Genomic DNA, 22,996 nt, shown 5'->3' on the forward strand with positions numbered 1-22,996 from the left:
CTGACAGACCGCAATCGGGGGCAAGCCCCCTCCCACACTGGACCTGTATTGCCCTGGAAACCGTGCAAATATCAGGCTTCTACCAGGCTCCACTGCTTGCTCAGGCGCTTGTCGGAAATCGGCACTTTGGTACCCAGTTGCTGGGCAAACAACGACACCCGGTATTCCTCCAGCCACCAGCGATACAGCTCCAGCTGGGGATCGCGCTTGCCTTCCTGGGCATGTTTTTTCAGGCGGTTTTCGTACTGCGTCCACAGGCCGCCCAGCTCGCCGCTCCACACCCGATCCTTCTGCACCTGGCTCGGTAGTTTTTCCAGGCGCAACTCGATGGCCTTGAGGTAACGCGGCAATTCCTTGAACCACTGCACCGGGGTTTCCCGTACAAAACCGGGGTACACCAGGTGGCTCAGTTGCTGCTTGATGTCGTTCAAGGCCACGGCCTGGGCCAGGTCGATCTTGCCTTTGAAGCGCTTTTGCAGGCCATGCCAGAGTTTCAGCACCTCCAGGGTCAGGCGCGCCAGGCGCTCGGCATGTTCGGTCCAACTGCCGCGCTTGCGCTCGGCCAGGGCCGCCAAACCTGCGCCATCACGCGGCAGGCTGGCTTCGCCTTCGAGCACGCAGGTGTCGAGGCTGGCCAGCAGGATGTCTTCCACCAGCGCATCGATCCGGCCCAACTCACGGTACATCAGGCCCAGTTCGGTCAGGCCCGGCAGTTTGCCGCGCAGGAATTTCGCCGGTTCCGCCAGTTGTTGCATCAGCAGGCGTTGCAAGGCACGGCGATGCTGGAACTCAGCCTCGGCCGCCGTGGAGAAACGCCCTTCCTTGACCGTGCCGTTTTCCTCCACCAGCGCCGGATACACCGTCATCGACAACCCGGCGATCTTCTGTTGCGTCTTCTCGGCTACCGCCGCGAACACCTTGGCCTCCACCGGCTGCTGGCTTTTTGCAGTTTGCGGTATGGCCAGCGCGGCCTGGCTGGCCTCGGCAAAGCGCGCCGTCAGTTCGGCGAGATCCCGGCCTTCACCGAGGAACTTGCCCTGGCCGTCCACCACTTCCAGGTTCATCTTCAGGTGGCTTTCTACCTGCTGCGCGGCTTCGGCCCAGGCTTCATCGCTGACCCGCGCCCCGGTCATGCGTAACAATTCGCGGCCAAGGGCCTGGGGCAACGAGCCCTGGCCGAACTCGATGCGTTGCAGGGCCGCCTTGACGAAGTCTGGCACCGGCACGAAGTTCTTGCGCAGCGCCTTGGGCAAGTTGCGCACCAGGGCGATGCACTTGGCCTCGATCACCCCCGGCACCAACCACTCCAGGCGCTCCGCCGGCAAGGCGGGCAACAGCGGCGCCGGCACGCGCAAGGTCACACCGTCACGCGGGTGGTTAGGTTCGAAGTGGTAACTCAAGGCCAGTTCCAGGTCACCCAAATGCAGGGTGTCCGGGTAATGCGCGGCGGTGACTTCGCTGGCCTCGCGGGCCAGTACGTCTTCTTCGCGCATGATCAGCAGTTGCGGGTCTTTCTGGCTGTTGACCTTGTACCAACTGTCGAAGGTCGCGGTCTGGTGGATCTCCGCCGGCAGGCGCGCATCGTAGAAGGCGAACAGCGTTTCCTCGTCGGCCAGGATGTCGCGCCGGCGCGCCTTGGCCTCCAGCTCGTCGAGCTGCTCCAGCAATTGCTGGTTGGCTGCCAGGCACTTGGCCCGCGACTGGATCTCGCCACGCACCAGGCCTTCACGGATAAACAGTTCGCGAGACACCACCGGGTCGACCGGCCCGTAATGCACCGGACGGCGCCCGACCACAATCAGCCCGAACAGGGTGATCTGCTCGAAGGCCACGACCTGGCCGCGTTTTTTCTCCCAGTGCGGCTCGAAGTGGTTTTTCTTGATCAGGTGCCCGGCCAGCGGTTCGATCCAGTCGGCGTCAATCTTGGCGACCATGCGCGCATACAGCTTGGTGGTTTCCACCAGTTCGGCGGTCATCAGCCATTGCGGGCGCTTCTTGCCGATGCCCGACGAGGGGTGGATCCAGAAACGCCGCTGACGCGCGCCCAGGTAATCGCCGTCCTCGGTTTTCTGGCCGATCTGGCTGAGCAAACCGGACAGCACCGCCTTGTGCAGTTTCGGGAAATCCGCCGGCTCTTTATTGACGCTCAACTGCATGTCGCGGCAGATCAGGCTCAACTGGCGATGGGAATCACGCCACTCGCGCAGGCGCAGGTAATTGAGGAAGTTCTTGCGGCACCAGTTACGCAGCGGGCTGGCAGTGAGCTCCTGGCGCTGCTCTTCAAAACCGCGCCACAAATTGACCAGGCCGGCGAAGTCCGAATCCGGGTCCTTCCACTGTGCGTGGGCCTGGTCGGCGGCCTGCTGACGCTCCGGCGGGCGCTCACGCGGGTCCTGGATCGACATGGCGCTGGCGACGATCAGTACTTCCTGCAAGCTGCCGAGCTTGGCGGCTTCCAGCAACATGCGGCCCATGCGCGGATCCACCGGCAGGCGCGCCAACTGGCGGCCCAGCGGGGTGAGCTGGCTGTTGCGGTCGACCGCCGAGAGCTCTTGCAGCAGGTTGAAACCGTCGCTGATCGCCTTGCCGTCCGGCGGTTCGATAAACGGGAAGTCGGTGATTTCGCCGAGACGCAAATGCAGCATCTGCAGGATCACGGCGGCGAGGTTGGTGCGCAGAATTTCCGGGTCGGTAAATTCCGGGCGGCCGATAAAATCTTCTTCGCTGTACAAGCGAATGCAGATGCCCGGCTCGACCCGGCCGCAACGGCCTTTACGCTGGTTGGCGCTGGCCTGGGAAATCGCCTCGATCGGCAGGCGTTGCACCTTGGCGCGGTAGCTGTAGCGGCTGATGCGCGCGGTGCCGCTGTCGATCACATAACGAATGCCCGGCACAGTCAGCGAGGTTTCCGCGACGTTGGTTGCCAGCACCACACGTCGGCCCGGATGGGACTGGAAGATGCGCTGCTGCTCGGCTGGCGACAGGCGCGCGTATAGCGGCAGGATCTCGGTGTGCTTGAGCTGGGCCTTGCGCAGCATGTCGGCAGCGTCACGAATCTCGCGCTCGCCCGGCAGGAACACCAGCACGTCGCCCGGGCTGCGCCGCTCGCTGCGCTCATAGGCGGCAATTTCATCCAGGGTGGCGAGGATCGCCTGGTCGACGGTGAGGTCGTCCTCGACGCGGTTGCCCTCCTCGTCCTGCTCCAGGGTCAGTGGGCGATACCAGGTGTCCACAGGGAAGGTGCGGCCCGACACCTCGACAATCGGCGCATCGTCGAAATGCTTGGAGAAACGCTCCAGGTCGATGGTCGCCGAGGTGATGATGACTTTCAGGTCCGGGCGACGTGGCAACAGGGTTTTCAGGTAGCCCAGCAGGAAGTCGATGTTCAGGCTGCGTTCGTGGGCTTCGTCGACGATGATGGTGTCGTAGCGTTCCAGGTAGCGGTCGTTCTGGGTTTCTGCCAGCAGGATGCCGTCGGTCATCAGCTTGATCAGGGTGTTGGAATCGCTCTGGTCTTCAAAGCGCACCTGATAACCGACCAGCGCGCCCAATGGCGTGGCCAACTCTTCGGCGACCCGGCTGGCCACGCTGCGTGCGGCGATCCGGCGGGGCTGGGTATGACCAATGAGACCGAACTGGCCGCGACCGATTTCCAGGCAGATCTTCGGCAACTGGGTGGTCTTGCCCGAGCCGGTTTCGCCGGCAATGATCAGCACCTGATGCTTGTTCAGCGCTTCTTTGATTTCATCGCGCTTGGCCGCAATCGGCAGGCTGTCGTCATAACGAATCACCGGCAGGCTGGCGCGCCGCGCCGTGACCTGGGCGCAGGACGCCTGCATGCGCGCGACCCACTGCACCAACTTGTCCTCGTCGGGCTTTTTGCGCAACTCAAGCAACTGCCGACGCAAACGGTGGCGGTCGGCGAGCATGGCGTGATCAAGGGTTTTGAGCAGTTGGTCGATGGTGGGCGCTTGGTCGGTCATCAGGGCGGCAAAGGTCTTCTGAGTGAGGCAGGACACGCCTGCATAGCTACGGACGAAAAAACGAGGGGCGATTGTCGCAGATTTCGGCATTTCTGGAGACGCTCAGTCAGTGACTGACGGCGTAGCGCCTCCGAATGAACATATTTCATACACGAGCAAGTCGCTCATCCGACCCTTTCACAGTAGAAATCCGATGGTTTAAGTGAAGTACGCAGGATCAAATCAACCCGCCAGAAATCTCTGGCAGATCACTGTATCGCTTATGAAACCGGAGCTTTTATGCCTATCGAATCGACAAACAGCCAACCTAACCTACCCAGCTACGCGCAATCCATGCGAGCCCAACCGCGCTCGGCAGCGTCGGAACCACCACCCCCCTATGAGTTCCCGCCCGCGTACACCGAGAAGCCACCGCACAACGCATCCTCCCGGACCTACTCGACACCGCCCACTAATTTGACGGCAAATCGAATCTCGAGCTTTCACACGACCAGTCAGGCATTACGAGGAATGGGTTTCATGAGCGGCCTGTGACGCAAAGGTCCTGGATCCACTCGACCTATTAGAAACGACAGATTCCCTCCAAGCTCATCGCACGAGGTGTATATGCCCATCAACTCCAACAACCACGCGTACAGCGGCAATACCCACAGCTATGCCGAGGCTACCGAGCCGCCAACCTATTACGAAGCCGCGAAGCCGCCCCCAGCCTATACAGAAAAAACCAGCGTCCACTTCAAACAGCCAAGCCACATGGCAGCCGACGATCAACCTTACGGCGCTGAGACTGGGATACCAACCCGAAGAAAACAGCCTGGCAATGATCGGAACGCCTCGCTGATCGGCACCCACTCAGCAAGGCCCTCCAGCACAAATCGTGTGCTTACCCAGCCCGCAGCGGTATGACCCAATACAGGAGTTTCCATGCCAATTGATTCCAGCCGTTCCACCGCCCAACTGCCCACTTATGCGCAAGCATTGAGCCTGCAGCTACGCAGCGCCGATACGTTGCCGCCACCCCCGTATGAGTATCCGCCGGCCTATTCGACGCTGACCAATACCGATTCGATAAACCGGATCGGTTCAGGCCGGTCTTCGAACACGACGTCCCCTCAAATCGATCAACAACTACCCGCGGATCGATCATCAACGCTTGGCGTAAGAATGTTGATGGGCTTTCTCAGCCGTATATAAGCCGCACGGCGCGATCACCTGTAGACAGTCGCTGCTACAGTTGATCGCGCTCCTTGCGCCGATACGGAAAGACATCGATCACCTTCCCGGCCCGAATCGCCTCCTGCAGCCCCTTCCAGTAATCCGCGTTGTACAGCTCCCCGTGCAGCTCATCGAACAACTTGCGCTGACCAGCATCCGCAAACAGGAACGGGGGGAATTCCTCGGGGAACACATCCAGTGGGCCGATGGAGTACCAGGGTTCTGAGGCCATCTCATCTTCCGGGGTGCGCGGTGCGGGGATGTGACGGAAGTTGGCTTCGGTGAGAAAACAGATTTCGTCGTAGTCGTAGAACACCACGCGACCGTGGCGGGTAACGCCGAAGTTCTTCAGCAGCATATCGCCAGGGAAGATATTGGCGGCCGCCAGCTGTTTGATCGCCAGGCCGTAGTCTTCCAAAGCTTCGCGCACCTGGGCGGGGTTGGCGTTGTCGAGGTAGAGGTTGAGCGGGGTCATGCGCCGTTCGGTCCAGCAGTGACGGATCAGCACGGTATCGCCTTCGACTTCGACGGTGCCCGCAGCCACTTCCAATAGCTCGGCCAGGCACTCAGGTTCGAATTTGCTCAGGGGGAAACGGAAGTCGGCGAACTCTTGGGTATCGGCCATGCGTCCGACCCGGTCGACGCTTTTGACCAGGCGGTACTTCTCGATCACCGTGGCGCGGTTGACGTTTTTCGACGGTGAAAAACGGTCCTTGATGATCTTGAACACGGTGTTGAAGCCCGGCAGGGTGAACACGCTCATGACCATGCCGCGCACGCCGGGGGCCATGATGAACTGATCGTCGGTGGTCGCCAGGTGGTTGATCAGCGCGCGGTAGAACTCCGACTTGCCGTGCTTGTAGAACCCGATGGAGGTGTACAGCTCGGCGATGTGCTTGCCCGGCAGGATGCGTTTGAGAAAGCCGATGAATTCCGCCGGCACCGGTACATCGACCATGAAGTAGGAGCGGGTGAACGAGAAGATGATCGACACATCGGCTTCGTCGGTGATCAGCGCATCGATCTGGATGCCCTGCCCTTCACGGTGCAGCAGCGGGATCACCAGCGGCCATTGTTCGTCGCGCGTGTAGATGCGCCCGACGAGGTAGGCGCCTTTATTACGGTAGAGCACCGAGGAAAACAGCTCGACCTTGAGGTCCGGGTCCTTGCACACCCAGTCCGGCAGGTTTTCGCGCAGCTGGGTTTCGAGGCGATGAAGGTCGGCTGCGAGGTCGGCGTAGGGTTCGCTGAAGCGGTAGTCGGCAAAGATCTGCGCGAGCATTTGCGGGATTTGCCCGGCGGGCGTGTAGGTGCGCGTCTGCGCGGCCCGTGCCCGGCGCAGGCTGGGCCGGGTGGTGTGGATGAACATGCAGCCGTCGCTGATCAGGTCGTGGCTGAACAGGCCGCAGAAGATCGAGTTGTACCAGGTCTCGGAGAGTTCATCGTCGAAGCGCAGGTCGATCAGGCCGATGTAGGCACTTTTGACCACGGGCCACACATCGATGTCGAGCAGCGCGGCGTCATTGAAGTGCTCACGCAACCGCTGAGTCACCTCGGAGACCTTTTCCTCATAGAGATTGATGCGCGCCGCCGACGCCGCCTGGCCCTGTTGCCACTGGGCCTTTTCGAAACGCTCGCGGGCGCCGTCGGTGATCTGGCGGAAGTGCTCTCGGTAGTCGTCGAAGCCATCGAGGATCATCTGGGCAATGGCGAGGGCGGATTGCGACATGCGGGAAACCTCGAGCGGGCATCGGGAAGCCCTGAGCTTAGCCAGTGTACGAACACAGGAGAAGAGTCATTTTTTGTGCAGCCTTGTACAACTCCGTTCATTTCGTACATTTATTTTCAATTTATTTAATTCGACCAATTGGTCAATAAACGCACTGAAAAGTCGCACATTGTTTTCCCCATACGCCCACAACGACGCGGCCTTGCCGCTTAGCGCCGGAATCCCGCGTACTCCCCCCGGGGCTCTGCTCCAAATACACCGTTGAATCCAGCTAAGGGAAACCCTGATTACCACCTTGAGGGCACTTTGATATATAGCGCGCCCTCTCCCACCCTAACAAGGTCCGAAGACCGATCCGGGAACAGGTTCTAATCGCCCAAGGAGCATTGAGATGTCATTGAGGAACATGAGGATCGGTCTGCGTGCCAGTCTGAGTTTTGGGGTTTTGGCCAGCTTGCTGGTGATCGTGGGCATGTTCGGCCTGGGCCAGATGGCCAAGCTGCGCCAGAGCGCGCTGGTCATCGAGCAATCGTGGATGCCGAGCATCGAGAACATCCACGACAGCGCAGCCTTTGTCGCCAGCATCCGCCTGGAAGCCTTGCGCCTGGCGACCACCGACGAATCGCGGATCCGCGACAACAGCAAAGCCCTGATCACACGCCAGCGCAGCGAGCTGCAAACCCTGCTCGACCATCACAAAACCCTGCTCAGCAGCGACGAAGAGCGCCAGATGCTCAAACAGCTCGAAGGTAACGTGGACGCTTACCTGGCCCTCGTCGAACAGATCGTCACCCTGGTGGACAAGGATCAGCAGCAAGACGCCATTGACCTGCTCAACACCCGCCTCGCTCCCCAGGGCGTGATCCTCAGCAAGAGCCTGGAGGACCTGATCGTCTTCAACCAGAACGGCGTGGAAACCGCCGTGGATTCCGCCGCGCAGACCTATTCCAGTGCACAGTGGATCGTCGGCCTGATCATCGTATTCGCCTTGATCGCCACCTTGTTGCTCGCCTGGCTGCTGACCCACAGCATCACCGCCCCGCTCGGCCAGGCACTGAGCGTGGCGCGCACCATTGCCGGCGGCGACCTGAGCCAGCCGATCGCCGTCAGCGGCAAGGACGAACCGGCCCAATTGCTCAACGCCCTGGCCACCATGCAGGCGCAATTGCAAGGCACCATCCGTGGCATCAGCGAATCGGCGCAACAGTTGGCCTCCGCCGCCGAGGAGATGAGCTCGGTGATGGAACAAAGCACCCGTGGCCTGCAGGCGCAGAACGACGAGATCGAACAGGCGGCCACCGCCGTCACCGAAATGAGCGCGGCCGTGGACGAAGTGGCGGGCAATGCGGTGTCCAGCGCCGAGGCGTCCCAGGCCTCCGACGAGGACAGCAAGCACGGCCACTACCAGATCAGCGAAACCATCAGCTCGATCCAGAACCTGGTCGACGAGGTGCTCGGCGCCTCGAACAAGGCCGAAGGCCTGGCCGTGCAAGCCCAGGACATCAGCAAGGTGCTGGAAGTGATCCGCGGCATCGCCGGGCAAACCAACCTGCTGGCGCTCAACGCCGCCATCGAAGCAGCCCGCGCAGGCGAGGCCGGGCGTGGTTTTGCGGTGGTAGCCGATGAAGTGCGCTCCCTGGCGCAACGCACCCAGGACTCCACCGAAGAAATCGAGCAGATGATCACCGGCATCCAGCGCGGCACCCAGGATACGGTCGAAGCGCTGAACAGCAGCGCCGAGCACGCCGGCCAGACGCTGCAACGGGCCAACAGCGCCGGTAGCGCCCTGGAAAAAATCACCGCGGCCATCTCGCAGATCAGCCAGCGCAACCTGGTGATCGCCAGCGCCGCCGAGCAGCAGGCGCTGGTGGCACGTGACGTGGACCGCAGCCTGGTGAACATCCGCGACCTGTCCACCCAGACCGCCGCCGGTGCCACTCAGACCTCGGCCGCCAGCCAGGAACTGTCACGCCTGGCGGTGGACCTGAATGGGCTGGTGACGCGGTTTGTCCTGTAATCATTAGACATGTCATGCAACACTCGCGGCCTTATTGAGGTAGGAGTGTTCCGTGAGACCTGTCGACACCTTGTACTTGCTGGGGCTCGCCGCCATCTGGGGCGCGAGCTTCCTGTTCATGCGCATTATCGCGCCGGAGATCGGCACGCTGCCAACGGCGTTTTTCCGCGTGTCGATCGCCGCCGCCGGGTTGCTGGTGATCCTGGCGGCGATGCGGGTGAGCTGGGATTTCCAGGGCAAGTTCAAGACTGTACTGCTGCTCGGCGTGATCAACTCAGGCATTCCCGCGACCATGTATTCAGTCGCTGCCCAAGTACTGCCGGCGGGTTACTCGGCGATCTTCAACGCCACCACGCCGTTGATGGGCGTGTTGATTGGCGGGCTGTTCTTCAGCGAACGCCTGACCCCATCGAAAGTCGCCGGGGTGTGCCTGGGCCTGCTGGGCGTGGGGGTACTGACCCGCGCAGGGCCGGTGGCGTTTGACCTGGAATTATTGATGGGCGCGCTGGCCTGCTTGCTGGCGACCACCTGTTACGGCTTTGCCGGGTTCCTGGCAAGGCGCTGGCTGGATCAGCGTGGTGGCTTGGACAGCCGCCTGTCGGCCCTGGGCAGCATGCTCGGCGCGACGTTGTTCCTGTTGCCGTTCTTTGCCTACAGCGCCATCAGCCAACCGCCGGCGAGTTGGGGTGGATGGCAGGTGTGGGGATCGTTGCTGGGGTTGGGGCTGGTGTGTACGGCGTTTGCCTACATTCTTTACTTCCGGTTGCTGACGTCCATCGGGCCGGTTAAGTCGATGACCGTTACCTTCATGATTCCGCCGTTTGGGGTGTTGTGGGGCGCGTTGCTGCTGGATGAGCCATTGTCCATGGCGCATCTGTATGGCGGGGTGTTGATTGCGGGGGCGTTGTGGTTGGTGTTGCGCCCGCGAAAATTGTAGGAGCCCGGCTTGCCGGGCTCCTACAGTACAGTGTCAACGCTTACGGAAGACAAACACTAAACCGATGATGATCAACCCCATCCCCAACAGGCTCAACATCGCAAACCGGTTGCCAAAGATCAGATAGTCCATCACCGCCGTCACCGCCGGCACCAGATAGAACAGACTGGTGACATTCACCAGGTTGCCCCGGGCGATCAGGCGGTACAGCAACAGCGTGGCCAGCAACGACACCACCAGGCCCATCCACAGCACCGGCAGGTAAAAGCTGCTGCTGTGTTCAAAATGGAACGGCTGGAACGGCACAAACACCGAACACAGCAGCAACCCCGCCAGGTACTGCACCGGCAGCGTGCCCAGGGGCTCGTCGGTGATGCGTTTCTGCATGATCGAGCCGAAGGTCATGCTGGCCAGGGCCAGCAACCCGAACAGCATGCCTGCCAGGGACATGCCAGAAAGGCCGATGCCTTGATACACCACCATGATCAGCCCCGCCAACCCGAGGCCCAGGCCGAACACACGGCTGAAAGAACGCTGGCGCTCTATCAGCACCACGGTGAGGATCGGCTGTACGCCCATGATGGTTGCCATCACGCCGGGGGTGACGTTGAGGTCCAGGGCCAACAGATAGAAAATCTGATAGGCGCCCAACAACACCAACCCCGTCGCCGCTGCGTATAACAGTGGCTTGCCGGGGCGCGGCAGTTTCAACTTGAGGATCGGTATCAGCACCACCAGGCCCCCGAGGGCAATGGCAAAGCGGATCAGCAGAAACGCAAAGGGTGACGCGTGGGCCAGGCCCCATTTGGAGAAGATCGCCCCACTGCTCCACAGCAGAACAAACAGGCTCGTCGAGGCCGCCGCGGCCACGGATTGTTTCGAAAAAACAGACATGGTTACCACCTGTCATCAGGCAAAAAAAGCCGATTCAGCAGACGCTGAAATGCATTAGGTTTTTTTCAGGCGGGCAGACGGGAACAGCGATCAGCTGATCAACCCGCAATACCAACACCCGGCGGTGATACGACTGCGTACACCGACGTGCTGCTGACAGGTGGAGGGTAGTGACTGATCTGCGCAGGCTGCTTGTCCCCGCACGGCACGACCGCAGCGTTGACCGCTGAATCGACTACCGCTGTGCGCTGGGAAGCAGGCATGGGCTGATCTTGTGTGAAGGGATGGAGAGGCTCGGACTATAACCAGCCGGTGATAGGTTTTGCAATCACTCTGAATGGAGGAGTTTCATGTAAGCCCCGTAGGACAGATCGCTATAATGCCGCCCAGTTTTTCCCAAGGATTTCCCATGATCGCATTGCCCTGGCTGTACCTGGCGCTTCTTTCCATTGGCTATCTACTGGCCTTGATCTACGGGCAATTGGGCGTGCTGGCGGGCGTGTCCGTCGCCCTGCTGCTGATTGCCGGCTACGCCGTACGCCAGCAACGCACGCCGTGGGCGCGTTACCTGGGCCACGGGCTGTTTGTGGTGCTGGCCCTGAGCCTGGCGATGCACTGGTTGCCGGGTTTCTACAACGGGCGCGGCATTGCCTCGCAGCGTTTCACCGAGGATGCCGTGCCCTTCTCGATGTACCTGAACCAGGACAAACCGCTGATTGGCTTCTGGCTGTTGCTGGCCTGCCCGTGGATTGTGGCGCGGCGCTCGTTGCGTTTGTCGATCTGCGTGGCCGCCCTGGCGTTGACCCTCACCGCCATCGCCGCCCTCGGCGGAGCGGCCTTGCTGGGCATGATCAGTTGGGCGCCGAAGTGGCCGGAACAGGCCTGGCTGTGGGTACTCAATAACCTGCTGCTGGTGACGCTGGTGGAAGAAGCCCTGTTCCGCGGTTATGTGCAGGGCGGTTTGAGCCGTCGCTTCAAACACCTGCCCTATGGCGAAAACCTCGCCCTGCTGCTGGCCTCGCTGTTGTTCGGCCTGGTGCACATCGGCGCAGGCTGGCATTGGGTATTGCTGGCAAGCATCGCCGGGGTGGGTTATGGCCTGGCCTATCGATTTGGCGGCCTGGGCGCAGCGGTGGCCACGCACTTTGGCTTGAATCTGCTTCACTTCGGGTTGTTTACCTACCCGATGCTGGCCGGTTGATCTCGTGCTGGGGAACGTGCATCCCGTCGATTGTTGCAAAAATAAGTTAAATAAACCGCCGTTCTTGCCGATACCCCCTGAAAGCCTTGCGGATTGAACAATCATGCGTAATAACCAACCCGTTACCCAGCGCGAACGTACCTTCCCCGCTCAGCAACGGTTGATCTCCACCACAGATGCCAAAGGCGTGATCACCTACTGCAACGACGCCTTCGTCGAAATCAGTGGGTTCTCTCGCGACGAACTGGTGCGTGCCCCGCACAACCTGGTGCGTCACCCGGACGTTCCGGCGGCGGTGTTCGCGCACATGTGGTCAACGCTCAAACAAGGCTTGCCATGGATGGGCATTGTCAAGAATCGCTGCAAGACCGGTGACCACTACTGGGTTAACGCCTATGTGACGCCGGTTTTCGAAGGCAACCAGGTGGTCGGCTACGAATCGGTGCGCATCAAGCCCACCGCCGAGCAGATCCGCCGGGCCGAAGCGCTCTACCAACGCATCAACCAGGGCAAGTCGGCGATCCCTCAGCGGGACAAGTGGTTGCCGGTGTTGCAGGACTGGCTGCCGTTTATCCTGGTGAGCCAGTTGAGCTTCATGATCGGCGCTTCGCTCAACTCCCACTGGGGCTTTGCCCTGGCGGCGGGGTTGTCGGTGCCGCTGGGCCTGCTCGGCCTGAGCTGGCAGCAGCGCGGCCTCAAGCGTTTGCTGCGCCTGGCCGAACAGACCACCTCCGACCCGCTGATCGCGCAGATGTACACCGACAGCCGTGGCGCCCAGGCGCGCCTGGAAATGTCGATCCTCAGCCAGGAGGCGCGTCTGAAGACCTGCCTTACGCGTTTGCAGGACACTGCCGAGCACCTCAACGACCAGGCCGCGCAGTCCAACACCCTGGCGCACAACAGCTCCAGCGGCCTGGAACGCCAGCGCGTCGAGACCGAGCAGGTGGCCACGGCGGTCAACCAGATGGCGGCGACTACCCAGGAAGTCGCCAGCCATGTGCAGCGCACGGCCGATGCGACCCAAGAGGCCAACCGCCTCACCGGCCGTGGCCGCGATATCGCCGGGGAAACCCGCGAGGCGATCCAGCGTCTGTCCGTGGCTGTGGGTGAGACCGGTGTGACCGTGACCCAGTTGGCCAAGGACAGCGATGAAATCGGCGGTGTGGTCGACGTGATCAAGGGCATTGCCGACCAGACCAACCTGCTGGCGCTCAACGCCGCCATCGAAGCGGCGCGTGCCGGGGAGATGGGCCGTGGTTTTGCGGTGGTGGCTGATGAAGTCCGCCAACTGGCCCAGCGTACCGCCGAGTCAACCGGGCAGATCCATGCATTGATCGCCAAGCTGCAGCAGACCGCCGCTGCCGCCGTGCAAACCATGGACGCCGGGCATCGCCAGGCCGAAGAAGGTGTAGCGCGGGTGATGGAAGCGGACCAGGCGTTGGTGGGCATCAGTGAAGCGGTGGCGCATATCACCGATATGACTACCCAGATCGCGGCTGCCACCGAAGAGCAAAGCTCGGTGGCCGAAGAGATCAGCCGTAACATCAGCACCATTGCGCTGTTGGCGGACCAGACCTCGGAGCAGGCGCTGAACTCGGCGCAGTTGAGTGAAGAGCTGACGCATACCGCCAATACTCAGTACTCGCTGGTGGAGCGGTTTAACCGGTAGGTCGCTATCGGGGGCAAGCCCCCTCCACATTTGACTGTGTTCACAATTTGGAATGTGAGAACACGGTCAAGTGTGGGGGGCTTGTCGAAGCGTCGCACCGCCCCGATGAGGCCCTATAGGCCAGCCAAAAACCCAGCCACCCCCACTGCCGCGGCTTCCAGATGCTGCTCATGACTGAATCCCGACGCCTTCAACGGCTTCAAGTCATGATCCCCCGCCACCAGCCACATCACCTCGATGCTCGGCGACAGCTCATACCCTTCCACCGCCGCCCGATTGCCCAGTGCATCGCGCTCGCCCTGCACAATCAAGGTTGGCGTCTTCAGCCCGGCCAGATGTTCGACCCGTGGCTTTTCCGGCTTGCCCACCGCATAGAACGGATACCCCAGGCACACCAACCCACCAACACCCAATTCATCGGCCAATAAACTGGCCATGCGCCCGCCCATGGACTTGCCGCCAATGGCCAGTTTTCCAGCGACATGACGTCGCACCTCGGCATACACCTCACGCCAGGATTCGAGTAGCTTCGGGGCCGGGTTGGGCGGGCGTTTACCGCCGTCAACCCGGCGCTGGGCCATGTAGGGAAACTCGAAGCGCAACACGTTGACGCCCTGCCCGGCAAGGCGTGCAGCCATATCGTTCATGAAGGATGAGTCCATCGGTGCACCGGCGCCGTGGGCCAGGATCAGCGTCACGGGTGCAGCCTCAGCCGCCCCCGCCGCGACATCCCACAACCACCCATGTTCCCGCACACACTGCGCCCATTGATCCCCGTCAATACTGGCCTTGTGCTCTTTGCCCATGCTTGCCTCGCTTTTTAGTCTGCCTATAACTCCAGCCCAAGTGCCGCATCTGCTTGGGTTGAACCGTGGATGGGGAACCATGAACACTACTTTAAGTACCGCCTATAACTACAAGGTGGTCCGCCAATTCGCCATTATGACGGTGGTGTGGGGCATCGTCGGCATGGGGCTCGGGGTTTTTCTCGCGGCCCAATTGGTGTGGCCTGCACTCAACTTCGACTTGCCCTGGACCAGCTTCGGCCGCCTGCGCCCGCTGCACACCAACGCGGTGATCTTCGCCTTCGGTGGCTGCGCGCTGTTCGCCAGCTCCTTCTACTCGGTGCAGCGTACCTGCCAGACGCAGCTGTTCGCGCCTAAAATCGCCGCGTTCTGCTTCTGGGGCTGGCAGTTGGTCATCCTGCTGGCAGCGATCTCCCTGCCGCTGGGCTACACCAGCTCCAAGGAATACGCCGAGCTGGAATGGCCGATCGACATCCTGATCACCATTGTCTGGGTGGCCTATGCCATCGTGTTCTTTGGCACCGTGGCCAAGCGCAACACCAAGCACATCTACGTCGGCAACTGGTTCTTCGGTGCGTTCATCATCACCGTGGCCATCCTGCATATCGTCAACAACCTGGAAATCCCGGTCAGCCTGACCAAGTCCTACTCCCTCTATGGCGGTGCGACGGATGCCATGGTGCAGTGGTGGTATGGGCATAACGCGGTAGGCTTTTTCCTCACCGCCGGTTTCCTCGGCATGATGTATTACTTCGTGCCCAAGCAGGCCGAGCGTCCGGTGTATTCCTATCGCTTGTCCATCGTGCACTTCTGGGCGCTGATCACCCTGTACATCTGGGCCGGCCCGCACCACTTGCACTACACCGCGCTGCCGGACTGGGCACAGTCCCTGGGCATGGTGATGTCCCTGGTGCTGCTGGCACCGAGCTGGGGCGGCATGATCAACGGCATGATGACCCTGTCGGGCGCCTGGCATAAGTTGCGCAGCGACCCGATCCTGCGCTTCCTCGTGGTGTCCCTGGCGTTCTACGGCATGTCGACGTTCGAAGGCCCGATGATGGCAATCAAGACCGTCAACGCCCTCTCCCACTACACCGACTGGACCATCGGCCACGTACACGCCGGCGCCCTCGGCTGGGTGGCGATGATCTCCATCGGCGCGTTGTACCACATGATCCCGAAAGTCTTCGGCCGCGAGCAGATGTACAGCCTTGGCCTGATCAACGCGCACTTCTGGCTGGCCACCATCGGCACCGTGCTCTATATCGCTTCGATGTGGGTCAACGGTATCGCCCAGGGCCTGATGTGGCGGGCGGTCAACGAAGACGGCACTTTGACCTACTCCTTCGTCGAAACCCTGGTGGCCAGCCACCCTGGCTTCATCGTGCGGCTGGTGGGCGGTGCGATCTTCCTCAGCGGCATGTTCCTGATGGCTTACAACACCTGGCGCACCGTGCGTTCGGCGCAGCCTGTCGAAGCCGCCACCACTGCGCAGTTGGCCTGAGGAGTCTGTGATGAAACACGAAACGATTGAAAAGAACGTCGGCCTGCTGATGCTGCTCATGGTGCTTGCCGTGAGCATCGGTGGCCTGACCCAGATCGTCCCGCTGTTCTTCCAGGACGTGACCAACAAGCCGGTGGAGGGCATGAAACCCTACACCGCGCTGCAACTGGAAGGCCGCGACATCTACATCCGCGAAGGCTGCGTACAGTGCCACTCGCAGATGATCCGCCCCTTCCGTGCCGAAACCGAACGCTACGGCCATTACTCGGTCGCCGGTGAAAGTGTGTGGGACCACCCGTTCCTGTGGGGCTCCAAGCGCACCGGTCCGGACCTGGCGCGCGTCGGCGCACGCTACTCGGACGACTGGCACCGCGCGCACCTGTATAACCCGCGCAACGTGGTGCCCGAGTCGAAAATGCCGGCCTATCCATGGCTGGTCACCGCCGCCGTCGACAGCAGCCACACCGAGACCAAGTTGAAAGTGATGCGCACCCTCGGCGTGCCGTACACCGACGACGACATCAGTGGCGCCGTGGCCAGCCTCAAGGGCAAGACCGAGATGGACGCGCTGGTCTCGTACCTGCAAGTGCTCGGCACCGCCATCAAGAGCAAGAGGTGAGCCATGGGATTTGAATTCGATGCAGGCACCATCCGCGGCCTCGGCACGCTGGTGGTTGCCATCGCCTTTATCGGCCTGTCGCTGTGGGTGTTCAACAACCGGCGCAATGCGGAATTCGAGCAGGCGCGCCTGCTGCCCTTCGCCGATGAACCCTCTCCATCCGACGCTCAAGAAGAGCCTGCAATAAGGAGCACCCGGCCATGACCCTATTCTGGAGTACATGGATCTGCGTACTGACCCTCGGCAGCCTGATCGGCTTGACCTGGCTGCTGGTCGGCACCCGCAAGGGCGAGACCAAGGGCAGCGTCGACCAGACCATGGGCCACGCCTTCGACGGTATCGAGGAATACGACAACCCGCTGCCCCAGTGGTGGTTCATGCTGTTCGCCGGCACCCTGGTGTTCGCGGTCGGCTACCTGATCCTCTACCCGGGCCTGGGCAACTGGAAAGGCGTGTTGCCGGGCTATGAAGACGGCTGGACCCAGGCCAAGGAATGGGACAAGGAAATGGCCAAGGCCGACGCCAAGTTCGGGCCGATCTTCGCCAAATTCTCGGCCATGCCCGTGGAAGAAGTGGCCAAAGACCCGCAAGCGCTGAAAATGGGCGGTCGCCTGTTCGCCTCCAACTGCGCGGTGTGCCACGGCTCGGACGCCAAGGGCGCGTTTGGCTTCCCGAACCTGGCGGACAACATCTGGCGCTGGGGCGGTTCGGCCGAGGCGATCAAGACCACCATCCTCAACGGTCGCCACGCGGCGATGCCGGCCTGGGGTGACATGCTCGGCGATGAGGGTGTGAAAAACGTTGCGGCCTTTGTTCGCCACGACCTGGCCAAGTTGCCCCTGCCCGCCGACAGCAGCGCCGATGTGGCTGCCGGCCAGGCAGCCTTCAACACCACCTGTGTCGCCTGCCACGGGCCGGAAGGCCACGGCATGGAAGCCATGGGCGCGCCCGACCTGACCAAACCGGCCGGCTACATCTACGGCACCAGCCTCGCGCAGTTGCAGCAGACCATCCGCCACGGCCGCCAGGGCCAGATGCCGGCGCAGGAAGTGCTGCAAGGCAATGACAAGGTGCATCTGCTGGCCGCCTACGTTTATAGCCTGTCCCACAACGCTGATGGCGCAACGCCAGAAAGCCAGGCGCAATAACCTCTGATCGCCGCCCCATTTTGGGGCGGCAACCCTGGCGCTGTACGCGACCAAGTGTCACACCCCTCCAAAGCACAACTTTCCCCTCCTCACTTTCGGGTCTACGCTTGTTCCCACAGCGGACCGATCCTGGCGTACGCAACGACATTCGTTGCGACCCTCGAATTTTCCTGTCCACTCGATCAGCTTTCGATTTCCGATTTTGTCCTTACACCAAACATGGAAAGGGCGCAGAATCTGGCGTGGAACGCATTGATACAGGTCAGTCATTGCGTTGCAATGACCCCTCGCTTTCTACATACTTGCGGCCGATTTTACCTATAAAAAAACCTAAACCGTGGAACCTTAGAATGAGCACAGCAATCAGTCCGACTGCTTATAACTATAAGGTAGTCCGCCAGTTCGCCATCATGACGGTGGTCTGGGGGATCCTTGGCATGGGGCTCGGGGTGTTCATCGCCTCGCAACTGGTCTGGCCGGAATTGAATTTCGGTTTGCCATGGACGACCTTTGGCCGCCTGCGCCCGCTGCACACCAACCTGGTGATCTTCGCCTTCGGCGGATGTGCATTGTTTGCCACCTCCTACTATGTCGTGCAGCGAACCTGCCAGACGCGACTGATCTCCGACAGCCTTGCGGCCTTCACCTTCTGGGGTTGGCAAGCAGTCATCGTTGGCGCCATCGTCACCCTGCCACTGGGCTACACCACTACCAAGGAATACGCCGAGCTGGAATGGCCCATCGCCATTTTGCTCGCCATCGTGTGGGTGACCTACGCCGTGGTGTTCTTCGGCACCATCGTCAAGCGCAAGACCAAGCACATCTACGTGGGCAACTGGTTCTACGGCGCGTTCATCCTGGTAACGGCGATGCTGCACATCGTCAACCACGCCTCGTTGCCGGTGAGCCTGTTCAAGTCCTACTCGGCCTACGCCGGGGCCACGGACGCGATGATCCAGTGGTGGTACGGCCACAACGCCGTGGGTTTCTTCCTGACCACCGGTTTCCTGGGGATGATGTACTACTTCGTGCCGAAACAGGCCGAACGTCCCATTTACTCGTACCGCCTGTCCATCGTGCATTTCTGGGCGCTGATCACCCTGTACATCTGGGCCGGCCCGCACCACTTGCACTACACCGCGTTGCCGGACTGGGCACAGTCCCTGGGCATGGCGATGTCGATCATCCTGCTGGCCCCGAGCTGGGGCGGCATGATCAACGGCATGATGACCCTGTCCGGCGCCTGGCATAAATTGCGCACCGACCCGATCCTGCGCTTCCTGGTGGTGTCGCTGGCGTTCTACGGCATGTCGACCTTCGAAGGGCCGATGATGGCGATCAAGACCGTCAACTCGCTGTCCCACTACACCGACTGGACCATCGGCCACGTACACGCCGGCGCCCTCGGTTGGGTGGCGATGATCTCCATCGGCGCGCTGTACCACATGATCCCCAAACTGTTCGGCCGTCCGCAGATGCACAGCGTTGGCCTGATCAACGCGCACTTCTGGCTGGCCACCATCGGCACCGTGCTCTACATCGCCTCGATGTGGGTCAACGGCATCACCCAGGGCCTGATGTGGCGAGCCATCAACGATGACGGCACCCTCACCTACTCCTTCGTCGAAGCGCTGCAAGCCAGCCATCCGGGTTACATCGTGCGCGCCCTGGGCGGTGCATTCTTTGCCTCCGGCATGTTCCTGATGGCCTACAACGTCTGGCGCACCGTGCGTGCCGCCGACCCGGCAGAAGCCGAAGCCGCCGCCAAGATCGCCGTTGTGGGAGCTCACTGATGAAGCATGAAGTAGTCGAGAAGAATATCGGCCTGCTGGCCTTCTTCATGGTCATCGCCGTGAGTATCGGCGGCCTGACCCAGATCGTTCCGCTGTTTTTCCAGGACGTGACCAACAAGCCGGTGGAAGGTATGAAGCCGCGCACCGCCCTTGAACTGGAAGGCCGCGACGTCTACATCGCCAACGGCTGTGTCGGCTGCCACTCGCAGATGATCCGCCCGTTCCGTGCCGAAACCGAACGCTACGGCCACTACTCGGTCGCCGGTGAAAGCGTGTGGGACCACCCGTTCCTGTGGGGTTCCAAGCGTACCGGCCCGGACCTGGCCCGTGTCGGCGGGCGTTACTCCGATGACTGGCAGCGTGCGCACCTGTACAACCCGCGCAACGTGGTGCCTGAGTCGAAAATGCCGGCGTACCCGTTCCTCGTGGAAAACAAGCTCGACGGCAAGGACACCGCGAAGAAGATGGAGGTCTTGCGCACCCTGGGCGTGCCCTACACCGACGAAGACATCGCCGGTGCAGCGGCCGCCGTGAAAGGCAAGACCGAAATGGACGCACTGGTGGCCTACCTGCAGGGCCTGGGCACCATCATCAAAAGCAAACGGTGATCTATGGATATCGGGATGATTCGTGGCCTGGGCACCGTTGTGGTGATGGTGGCCTTTATCGGCCTGGCGTTGTGGGTGTTCAGCCCCAAGCGCAAGTCGGAGTTTGAAGACGCGACCTTGCTGCCCTTTGCGGATGATCCCGAAGCCATCAAGCACGTCGAGCAAGCTTCTAGGAGTAACAAAGAATGACTACGTTCTGGAGTCTGTACGTCACAGTCCTCAGTCTGGGTACCATCTTCGCCCTGACCTGGCTGCTGCTGTCGACCCGCAAGGGCCAGCGCGCCGAGCAAACCGACGAGACCGTCGGCCATTCGTTCGACGGCATCGAGGAATACGACAACCCGCTGCCCAAGTGGTGGTTCATGCTGTTCGTCGGCACCATCGTCTTCGCCCTCGGCTACCTGGCGCTGTACCCCGGCCTGGGCAACTGGAAGGGCCTGCTGCCGGGCTACAACTACCTCGACACCGACAAGCAAACCCCCTTCGCCAATGGCCAGACCGGCTGGACCGGCGTGCACGAATGGGAAAAGGAAATGGCCAGGTCGGACGCCAAGTTCGGGCCGATCTTCGCCAAATTCGCGTCGATGCCGATTGAAGAAGTGGCCAAGGACCCGCAAGCGTTGAAGATGGGGGGTCGCCTGTTCGCCTCCAACTGCTCGGTGTGCCACGGTTCCGATGCCAAGGGCGCCTATGGCTTCCCCAACCTGACCGATGCCGACTGGCGCTGGGGCGGCGAGCCTGCCACCATCAAGGAAACCATCATGAAGGGCCGTCATGCGGTGATGCCGGCCTGGTTGGATATCCTCAAGGAGCAAGGCGTCAGCGATGTGGCTGCGTTCGTGCTCACCAACCTCGACGGGCGCAAACTGCCCGAAGGCGTGAAAGCCGATGTGGCCAACGGCGAGAAACTCTTCGCCGCCAACTGCGTGGCCTGCCACGGCCCGGCCGGTAAAGGCACTCCTGCCATGGGCGCGCCCGACCTGACCCACCCGGGCGCCTTCATCTACGGCTCGAGCTTCGCCCAACTGCAACAGACCATCCGTTGGGGCCGCCAGGGCCAGATGCCGGCGCAGGAACAGCTGCAAGGCAATGACAAGGTGCACTTGCTGGCGGCGTATGTGTACAGCTTGTCCCATGGGGATAAGAAGGCTGAAGAGCAATAAAAGCCGCTGCAATACCAATGTGGGAGGGGGCTTGCCCCCGATAGCGGTGGATCAGTGACAGATGCACTGATTGACACACTGCAATCGGGGGCAAGCCCCCCCTACATTGGATCCGCGGTGTTTCATAGAACCGGGCCAGCCAAAACCGGCCATACTTGCCAGATCAATTGATCCAGATCACTTAGGTCGCCCCCTTTCAGCACCACCGGGGGCGTATCATTACACCACTGCAACACCCCTAATTTGACCCCGGCTGGCACGTACTGGCCAAGGCAAATCTCCACCGCCGTGGGATGCAATGATGAGTAACCAGATACCGGTACATGACGTTACCCCGCCTGCCAAAACCGTCGACCTCTACGCCTCGCGAGAGAAAATCTACACGCGCGCCTTCACCGGCCTGTTCCGCAACTTGCGCATGCTCGGCGGGGCCGGTCTGTTCCTGCTGTACTTCGGCACGGTGTGGCTGAACTGGGGTGGCCACCAGGCCGTGTGGTGGAACCTGCCCGAGCGCAAGTTCTTCATTTTCGGGGCAACTTTCTGGCCCCAGGACTTCATCCTGCTCTCGGGCATTCTCATCGTTGCCGCGTTTGGCCTGTTCTTCATCACGGTGTACGCCGGTCGCGTGTGGTGCGGCTACACCTGCCCGCAGAGCGTATGGACGTGGATCTTCATGTGGTGTGAGAAGGTCACCGAAGGCGACCGCAACCAGCGCATCAAGCTCGACAAGGCACCGATGGGCGCCAACAAATTCCTGCGCAAATTCAGCAAGCACACCCTGTGGCTGTTGATCGGCTTTGTCACCGGCATGACCTTTGTCGGCTACTTCTCGCCGATCCGCGAACTGGTGTTCGACTTTTTCACCGGCCAGGCGGATGGCTGGTCGTATTTCTGGGTGGGTTTCTTCACCCTTGCCACCTACGGCAACGCCGGCTGGCTGCGCGAACAGGTGTGCATCTACATGTGCCCGTACGCGCGCTTCCAGAGCGTGATGTTCGACAAGGACACCCTGATCGTTTCCTACGACCCACGCCGCGGCGAACTGCGTGGCCCGCGTAAAAAAGGTACCGACTACAAGGCACAGGGCCTGGGCGATTGCATCGATTGCACGATGTGCGTGCAGGTGTGCCCCACCGGTATCGACATCCGCGACGGCCTGCAGATCGAGTGCATCGGCTGCGCCGCCTGTATCGATGCCTGCGACAACATCATGGACAAGATGGAGTACCCGCGCGGCCTGATCAGCTACACCACCGAGCACAACCTGTCAGGGCAGAAAACCCACAAGCTGCGCCCGCGCCTGATCGGCTACGCCCTGGTGTTGCTGGCGATGATCAGCCTGCTGGTGGCGGCATTCTTCATGCGCTCGCTGGTGGGTTTCGACGTGAGCAAGGACCGCGTGCTGTACCGCGAGAACGCCGAAGGCCGCATCGAAAACGTCTACAGCCTGAAGATCATGAACAAGGACCAACGCGACCACACCTACGTGCTCGATGCCGCCGGCCTGCCCGACCTCAAGCTGCAAGGCCGCCGGGAGATCAAGGTGGCGGCCGGCGATATCGTCAGCATGCCGGTGGAGCTGTCGAGTGCGCCGGAACAATTGCCGTCGAGCACCAACGAGGTGAAATTCATCCTCACCGATGCCGATGACGCCAGCGTCCATATTGAAGCCAAGAGCCGATTCATCGGCCCTCAAGTCCGCTAACAGGG

General features: G+C 61.4%; 19 protein-coding genes. 15 read left to right on the forward strand and 4 right to left on the reverse strand.

Annotated features, from left to right (window positions below):
- Positions 1 to 71: 71 nt before the first annotated feature.
- Complete coding sequence (gene hrpA / locus BFN10_RS21575; protein WP_071491542.1) at positions 72 to 3,983, reverse strand: ATP-dependent RNA helicase HrpA; 3,912 nt, start codon at positions 3,981 to 3,983, stop codon at positions 72 to 74.
- A 606-nt stretch (positions 3,984 to 4,589) separates the two neighbouring features.
- On the opposite strand from hrpA, the gene BFN10_RS29315 reads away from it, so the two are divergent.
- Both BFN10_RS29315 and BFN10_RS29320 read left to right on the forward strand, forming a co-directional pair.
- Positions 4,590 to 4,889, forward strand: a complete 300-nt coding sequence (locus tag BFN10_RS29315; protein WP_130898137.1) for a hypothetical protein — start codon at positions 4,590 to 4,592, stop codon at positions 4,887 to 4,889.
- 18 nt (positions 4,890 to 4,907) lie between these two features.
- Positions 4,908 to 5,177, forward strand: coding sequence for a hypothetical protein (locus BFN10_RS29320; protein ID WP_130898136.1), 270 nt, complete (start codon positions 4,908 to 4,910; stop codon positions 5,175 to 5,177).
- A gap of 34 nt (positions 5,178 to 5,211) precedes the next feature.
- On the opposite strand, the gene aceK is transcribed toward BFN10_RS29320, so the two are convergent.
- Complete coding sequence (aceK, locus tag BFN10_RS21580) at positions 5,212 to 6,927, reverse strand: bifunctional isocitrate dehydrogenase kinase/phosphatase (protein WP_071491359.1); 1,716 nt, start codon at positions 6,925 to 6,927, stop codon at positions 5,212 to 5,214.
- A gap of 406 nt (positions 6,928 to 7,333) precedes the next feature.
- Between aceK and BFN10_RS21585 the strand changes: the two genes are divergently transcribed.
- Positions 7,334 to 8,944 carry a methyl-accepting chemotaxis protein gene (locus BFN10_RS21585; protein ID WP_414860447.1) on the forward strand — a complete coding sequence of 537 codons (1,611 nt, stop codon included), beginning with the start codon at positions 7,334 to 7,336 and terminating at the stop codon, positions 8,942 to 8,944.
- Positions 8,945 to 8,996: 52 nt separating this feature from the next.
- Positions 8,997 to 9,881: a DMT family transporter gene (locus BFN10_RS21590; protein ID WP_071491361.1), complete on the forward strand. Its 885-nt coding sequence runs from the start codon at positions 8,997 to 8,999 to the stop codon at positions 9,879 to 9,881.
- Between the two features lie 33 nt (positions 9,882 to 9,914).
- On the opposite strand, the gene BFN10_RS21595 is transcribed toward BFN10_RS21590, so the two are convergent.
- The gene (locus BFN10_RS21595; protein ID WP_071491362.1) at positions 9,915 to 10,775 is read right to left on the reverse strand and encodes a DMT family transporter; all 861 of its coding nucleotides are present in this window, start codon (positions 10,773 to 10,775) and stop codon (positions 9,915 to 9,917) included.
- 409 nt (positions 10,776 to 11,184) lie between these two features.
- On the opposite strand from BFN10_RS21595, the gene BFN10_RS21600 reads away from it, so the two are divergent.
- Together BFN10_RS21600 and BFN10_RS21605 are read left to right on the forward strand one after the other, a co-directional pair.
- Positions 11,185 to 11,976 carry a CPBP family intramembrane glutamic endopeptidase gene (locus BFN10_RS21600; protein ID WP_071491363.1) on the forward strand — a complete coding sequence of 264 codons (792 nt, stop codon included), beginning with the start codon at positions 11,185 to 11,187 and terminating at the stop codon, positions 11,974 to 11,976.
- A gap of 103 nt (positions 11,977 to 12,079) precedes the next feature.
- Positions 12,080 to 13,645 (forward strand): methyl-accepting chemotaxis protein, encoded by a 1,566-nt coding sequence (locus BFN10_RS21605; protein WP_058427327.1) that lies wholly within the window; start codon positions 12,080 to 12,082, stop codon positions 13,643 to 13,645.
- A gap of 113 nt (positions 13,646 to 13,758) precedes the next feature.
- On the opposite strand, the gene BFN10_RS21610 is transcribed toward BFN10_RS21605, so the two are convergent.
- Complete coding sequence (locus tag BFN10_RS21610) at positions 13,759 to 14,451, reverse strand: alpha/beta family hydrolase (RefSeq protein WP_071491364.1); 693 nt, start codon at positions 14,449 to 14,451, stop codon at positions 13,759 to 13,761.
- A gap of 79 nt (positions 14,452 to 14,530) precedes the next feature.
- On the opposite strand from BFN10_RS21610, the gene ccoN (BFN10_RS21615) reads away from it, so the two are divergent.
- The 9 genes from ccoN (BFN10_RS21615) (at position 14,531) to ccoG (ending at position 22,991) form a co-directional block, all read left to right on the forward strand.
- A complete protein-coding gene (gene ccoN / locus BFN10_RS21615; protein ID WP_058427329.1) occupies positions 14,531 to 15,955 on the forward strand; it encodes a cytochrome-c oxidase, cbb3-type subunit I in 1,425 nt (474 codons plus the stop codon).
- A 10-nt stretch (positions 15,956 to 15,965) separates the two neighbouring features.
- Complete coding sequence (ccoO, locus tag BFN10_RS21620; protein WP_017735321.1) at positions 15,966 to 16,574, forward strand: cytochrome-c oxidase, cbb3-type subunit II; 609 nt, start codon at positions 15,966 to 15,968, stop codon at positions 16,572 to 16,574.
- Between the two features lie 3 nt (positions 16,575 to 16,577).
- Positions 16,578 to 16,778: a cbb3-type cytochrome oxidase subunit 3 gene (locus BFN10_RS21625; protein WP_010208563.1), complete on the forward strand. Its 201-nt coding sequence runs from the start codon at positions 16,578 to 16,580 to the stop codon at positions 16,776 to 16,778.
- Positions 16,775 to 17,722 carry a cytochrome-c oxidase, cbb3-type subunit III gene (ccoP, locus tag BFN10_RS21630; protein ID WP_058427331.1) on the forward strand — a complete coding sequence of 316 codons (948 nt, stop codon included), beginning with the start codon at positions 16,775 to 16,777 and terminating at the stop codon, positions 17,720 to 17,722. The genes BFN10_RS21625 and ccoP (BFN10_RS21630) overlap by 4 nt, the downstream gene beginning before the upstream one ends.
- 350 nt (positions 17,723 to 18,072) lie before the next feature.
- On the forward strand, positions 18,073 to 19,515 hold the full coding sequence (gene ccoN / locus BFN10_RS21635) for a cytochrome-c oxidase, cbb3-type subunit I (RefSeq protein WP_071491365.1): 1,443 nt from the start codon (positions 18,073 to 18,075) through the stop codon (positions 19,513 to 19,515).
- Positions 19,515 to 20,123, forward strand: a complete 609-nt coding sequence (gene ccoO / locus BFN10_RS21640; protein ID WP_003193167.1) for a cytochrome-c oxidase, cbb3-type subunit II — start codon at positions 19,515 to 19,517, stop codon at positions 20,121 to 20,123. Before ccoN (BFN10_RS21635) ends, ccoO (BFN10_RS21640) begins: the two co-directional genes overlap by 1 nt.
- 3 nt (positions 20,124 to 20,126) lie before the next feature.
- Positions 20,127 to 20,312 (forward strand): CcoQ/FixQ family Cbb3-type cytochrome c oxidase assembly chaperone, encoded by a 186-nt coding sequence (locus BFN10_RS21645; RefSeq protein WP_003175465.1) that lies wholly within the window; start codon positions 20,127 to 20,129, stop codon positions 20,310 to 20,312.
- Complete coding sequence (ccoP, locus tag BFN10_RS21650) at positions 20,309 to 21,286, forward strand: cytochrome-c oxidase, cbb3-type subunit III (RefSeq protein ID WP_071491366.1); 978 nt, start codon at positions 20,309 to 20,311, stop codon at positions 21,284 to 21,286. Before BFN10_RS21645 ends, ccoP (BFN10_RS21650) begins: the two co-directional genes overlap by 4 nt.
- A 301-nt stretch (positions 21,287 to 21,587) precedes the next feature.
- On the forward strand, positions 21,588 to 22,991 hold the full coding sequence (gene ccoG, locus BFN10_RS21655; RefSeq protein ID WP_071491543.1) for a cytochrome c oxidase accessory protein CcoG: 1,404 nt from the start codon (positions 21,588 to 21,590) through the stop codon (positions 22,989 to 22,991).
- The last annotated feature ends 5 nt before the right edge of the window (positions 22,992 to 22,996 follow it).

This window comes from Pseudomonas extremorientalis, from assembly GCF_001870465.1.
GTDB classification, from domain to species: Bacteria; Pseudomonadota; Gammaproteobacteria; order Pseudomonadales; family Pseudomonadaceae; genus Aquipseudomonas; species Aquipseudomonas extremorientalis.

What these genes read in the sequence shown, in the direction of transcription:
- hrpA (WP_071491542.1), bottom strand. Translation starts at nt 3,983, where the DNA reads ATGACCGACCAAGCGCCCACCATCGACCAACTGCTCAAAACCCTTGAT.
- BFN10_RS29315 (WP_130898137.1), top strand. Translation starts at nt 4,590, where the DNA reads ATGCCCATCAACTCCAACAACCACGCGTACAGCGGCAATACCCACAGC.
- BFN10_RS29320 (WP_130898136.1), top strand. Translation starts at nt 4,908, where the DNA reads ATGCCAATTGATTCCAGCCGTTCCACCGCCCAACTGCCCACTTATGCG.
- aceK (WP_071491359.1), bottom strand. Translation starts at nt 6,927, where the DNA reads ATGTCGCAATCCGCCCTCGCCATTGCCCAGATGATCCTCGATGGCTTC.
- BFN10_RS21585 (WP_414860447.1), top strand. Translation starts at nt 7,334, where the DNA reads ATGAGGATCGGTCTGCGTGCCAGTCTGAGTTTTGGGGTTTTGGCCAGC.
- BFN10_RS21595 (WP_071491362.1), bottom strand. Translation starts at nt 10,775, where the DNA reads ATGTCTGTTTTTTCGAAACAATCCGTGGCCGCGGCGGCCTCGACGAGC.
- BFN10_RS21600 (WP_071491363.1), top strand. Translation starts at nt 11,185, where the DNA reads ATGATCGCATTGCCCTGGCTGTACCTGGCGCTTCTTTCCATTGGCTAT.
- BFN10_RS21605 (WP_058427327.1), top strand. Translation starts at nt 12,080, where the DNA reads ATGCGTAATAACCAACCCGTTACCCAGCGCGAACGTACCTTCCCCGCT.
- BFN10_RS21610 (WP_071491364.1), bottom strand. Translation starts at nt 14,451, where the DNA reads ATGGGCAAAGAGCACAAGGCCAGTATTGACGGGGATCAATGGGCGCAG.
- ccoN (WP_058427329.1), top strand. Translation starts at nt 14,531, where the DNA reads ATGAACACTACTTTAAGTACCGCCTATAACTACAAGGTGGTCCGCCAA.
- ccoO (WP_017735321.1), top strand. Translation starts at nt 15,966, where the DNA reads ATGAAACACGAAACGATTGAAAAGAACGTCGGCCTGCTGATGCTGCTC.
- BFN10_RS21625 (WP_010208563.1), top strand. Translation starts at nt 16,578, where the DNA reads ATGGGATTTGAATTCGATGCAGGCACCATCCGCGGCCTCGGCACGCTG.
- ccoP (WP_058427331.1), top strand. Translation starts at nt 16,775, where the DNA reads ATGACCCTATTCTGGAGTACATGGATCTGCGTACTGACCCTCGGCAGC.
- ccoN (WP_071491365.1), top strand. Translation starts at nt 18,073, where the DNA reads ATGAGCACAGCAATCAGTCCGACTGCTTATAACTATAAGGTAGTCCGC.
- ccoO (WP_003193167.1), top strand. Translation starts at nt 19,515, where the DNA reads ATGAAGCATGAAGTAGTCGAGAAGAATATCGGCCTGCTGGCCTTCTTC.
- BFN10_RS21645 (WP_003175465.1), top strand. Translation starts at nt 20,127, where the DNA reads ATGGATATCGGGATGATTCGTGGCCTGGGCACCGTTGTGGTGATGGTG.
- ccoP (WP_071491366.1), top strand. Translation starts at nt 20,309, where the DNA reads ATGACTACGTTCTGGAGTCTGTACGTCACAGTCCTCAGTCTGGGTACC.
- ccoG (WP_071491543.1), top strand. Translation starts at nt 21,588, where the DNA reads ATGAGTAACCAGATACCGGTACATGACGTTACCCCGCCTGCCAAAACC.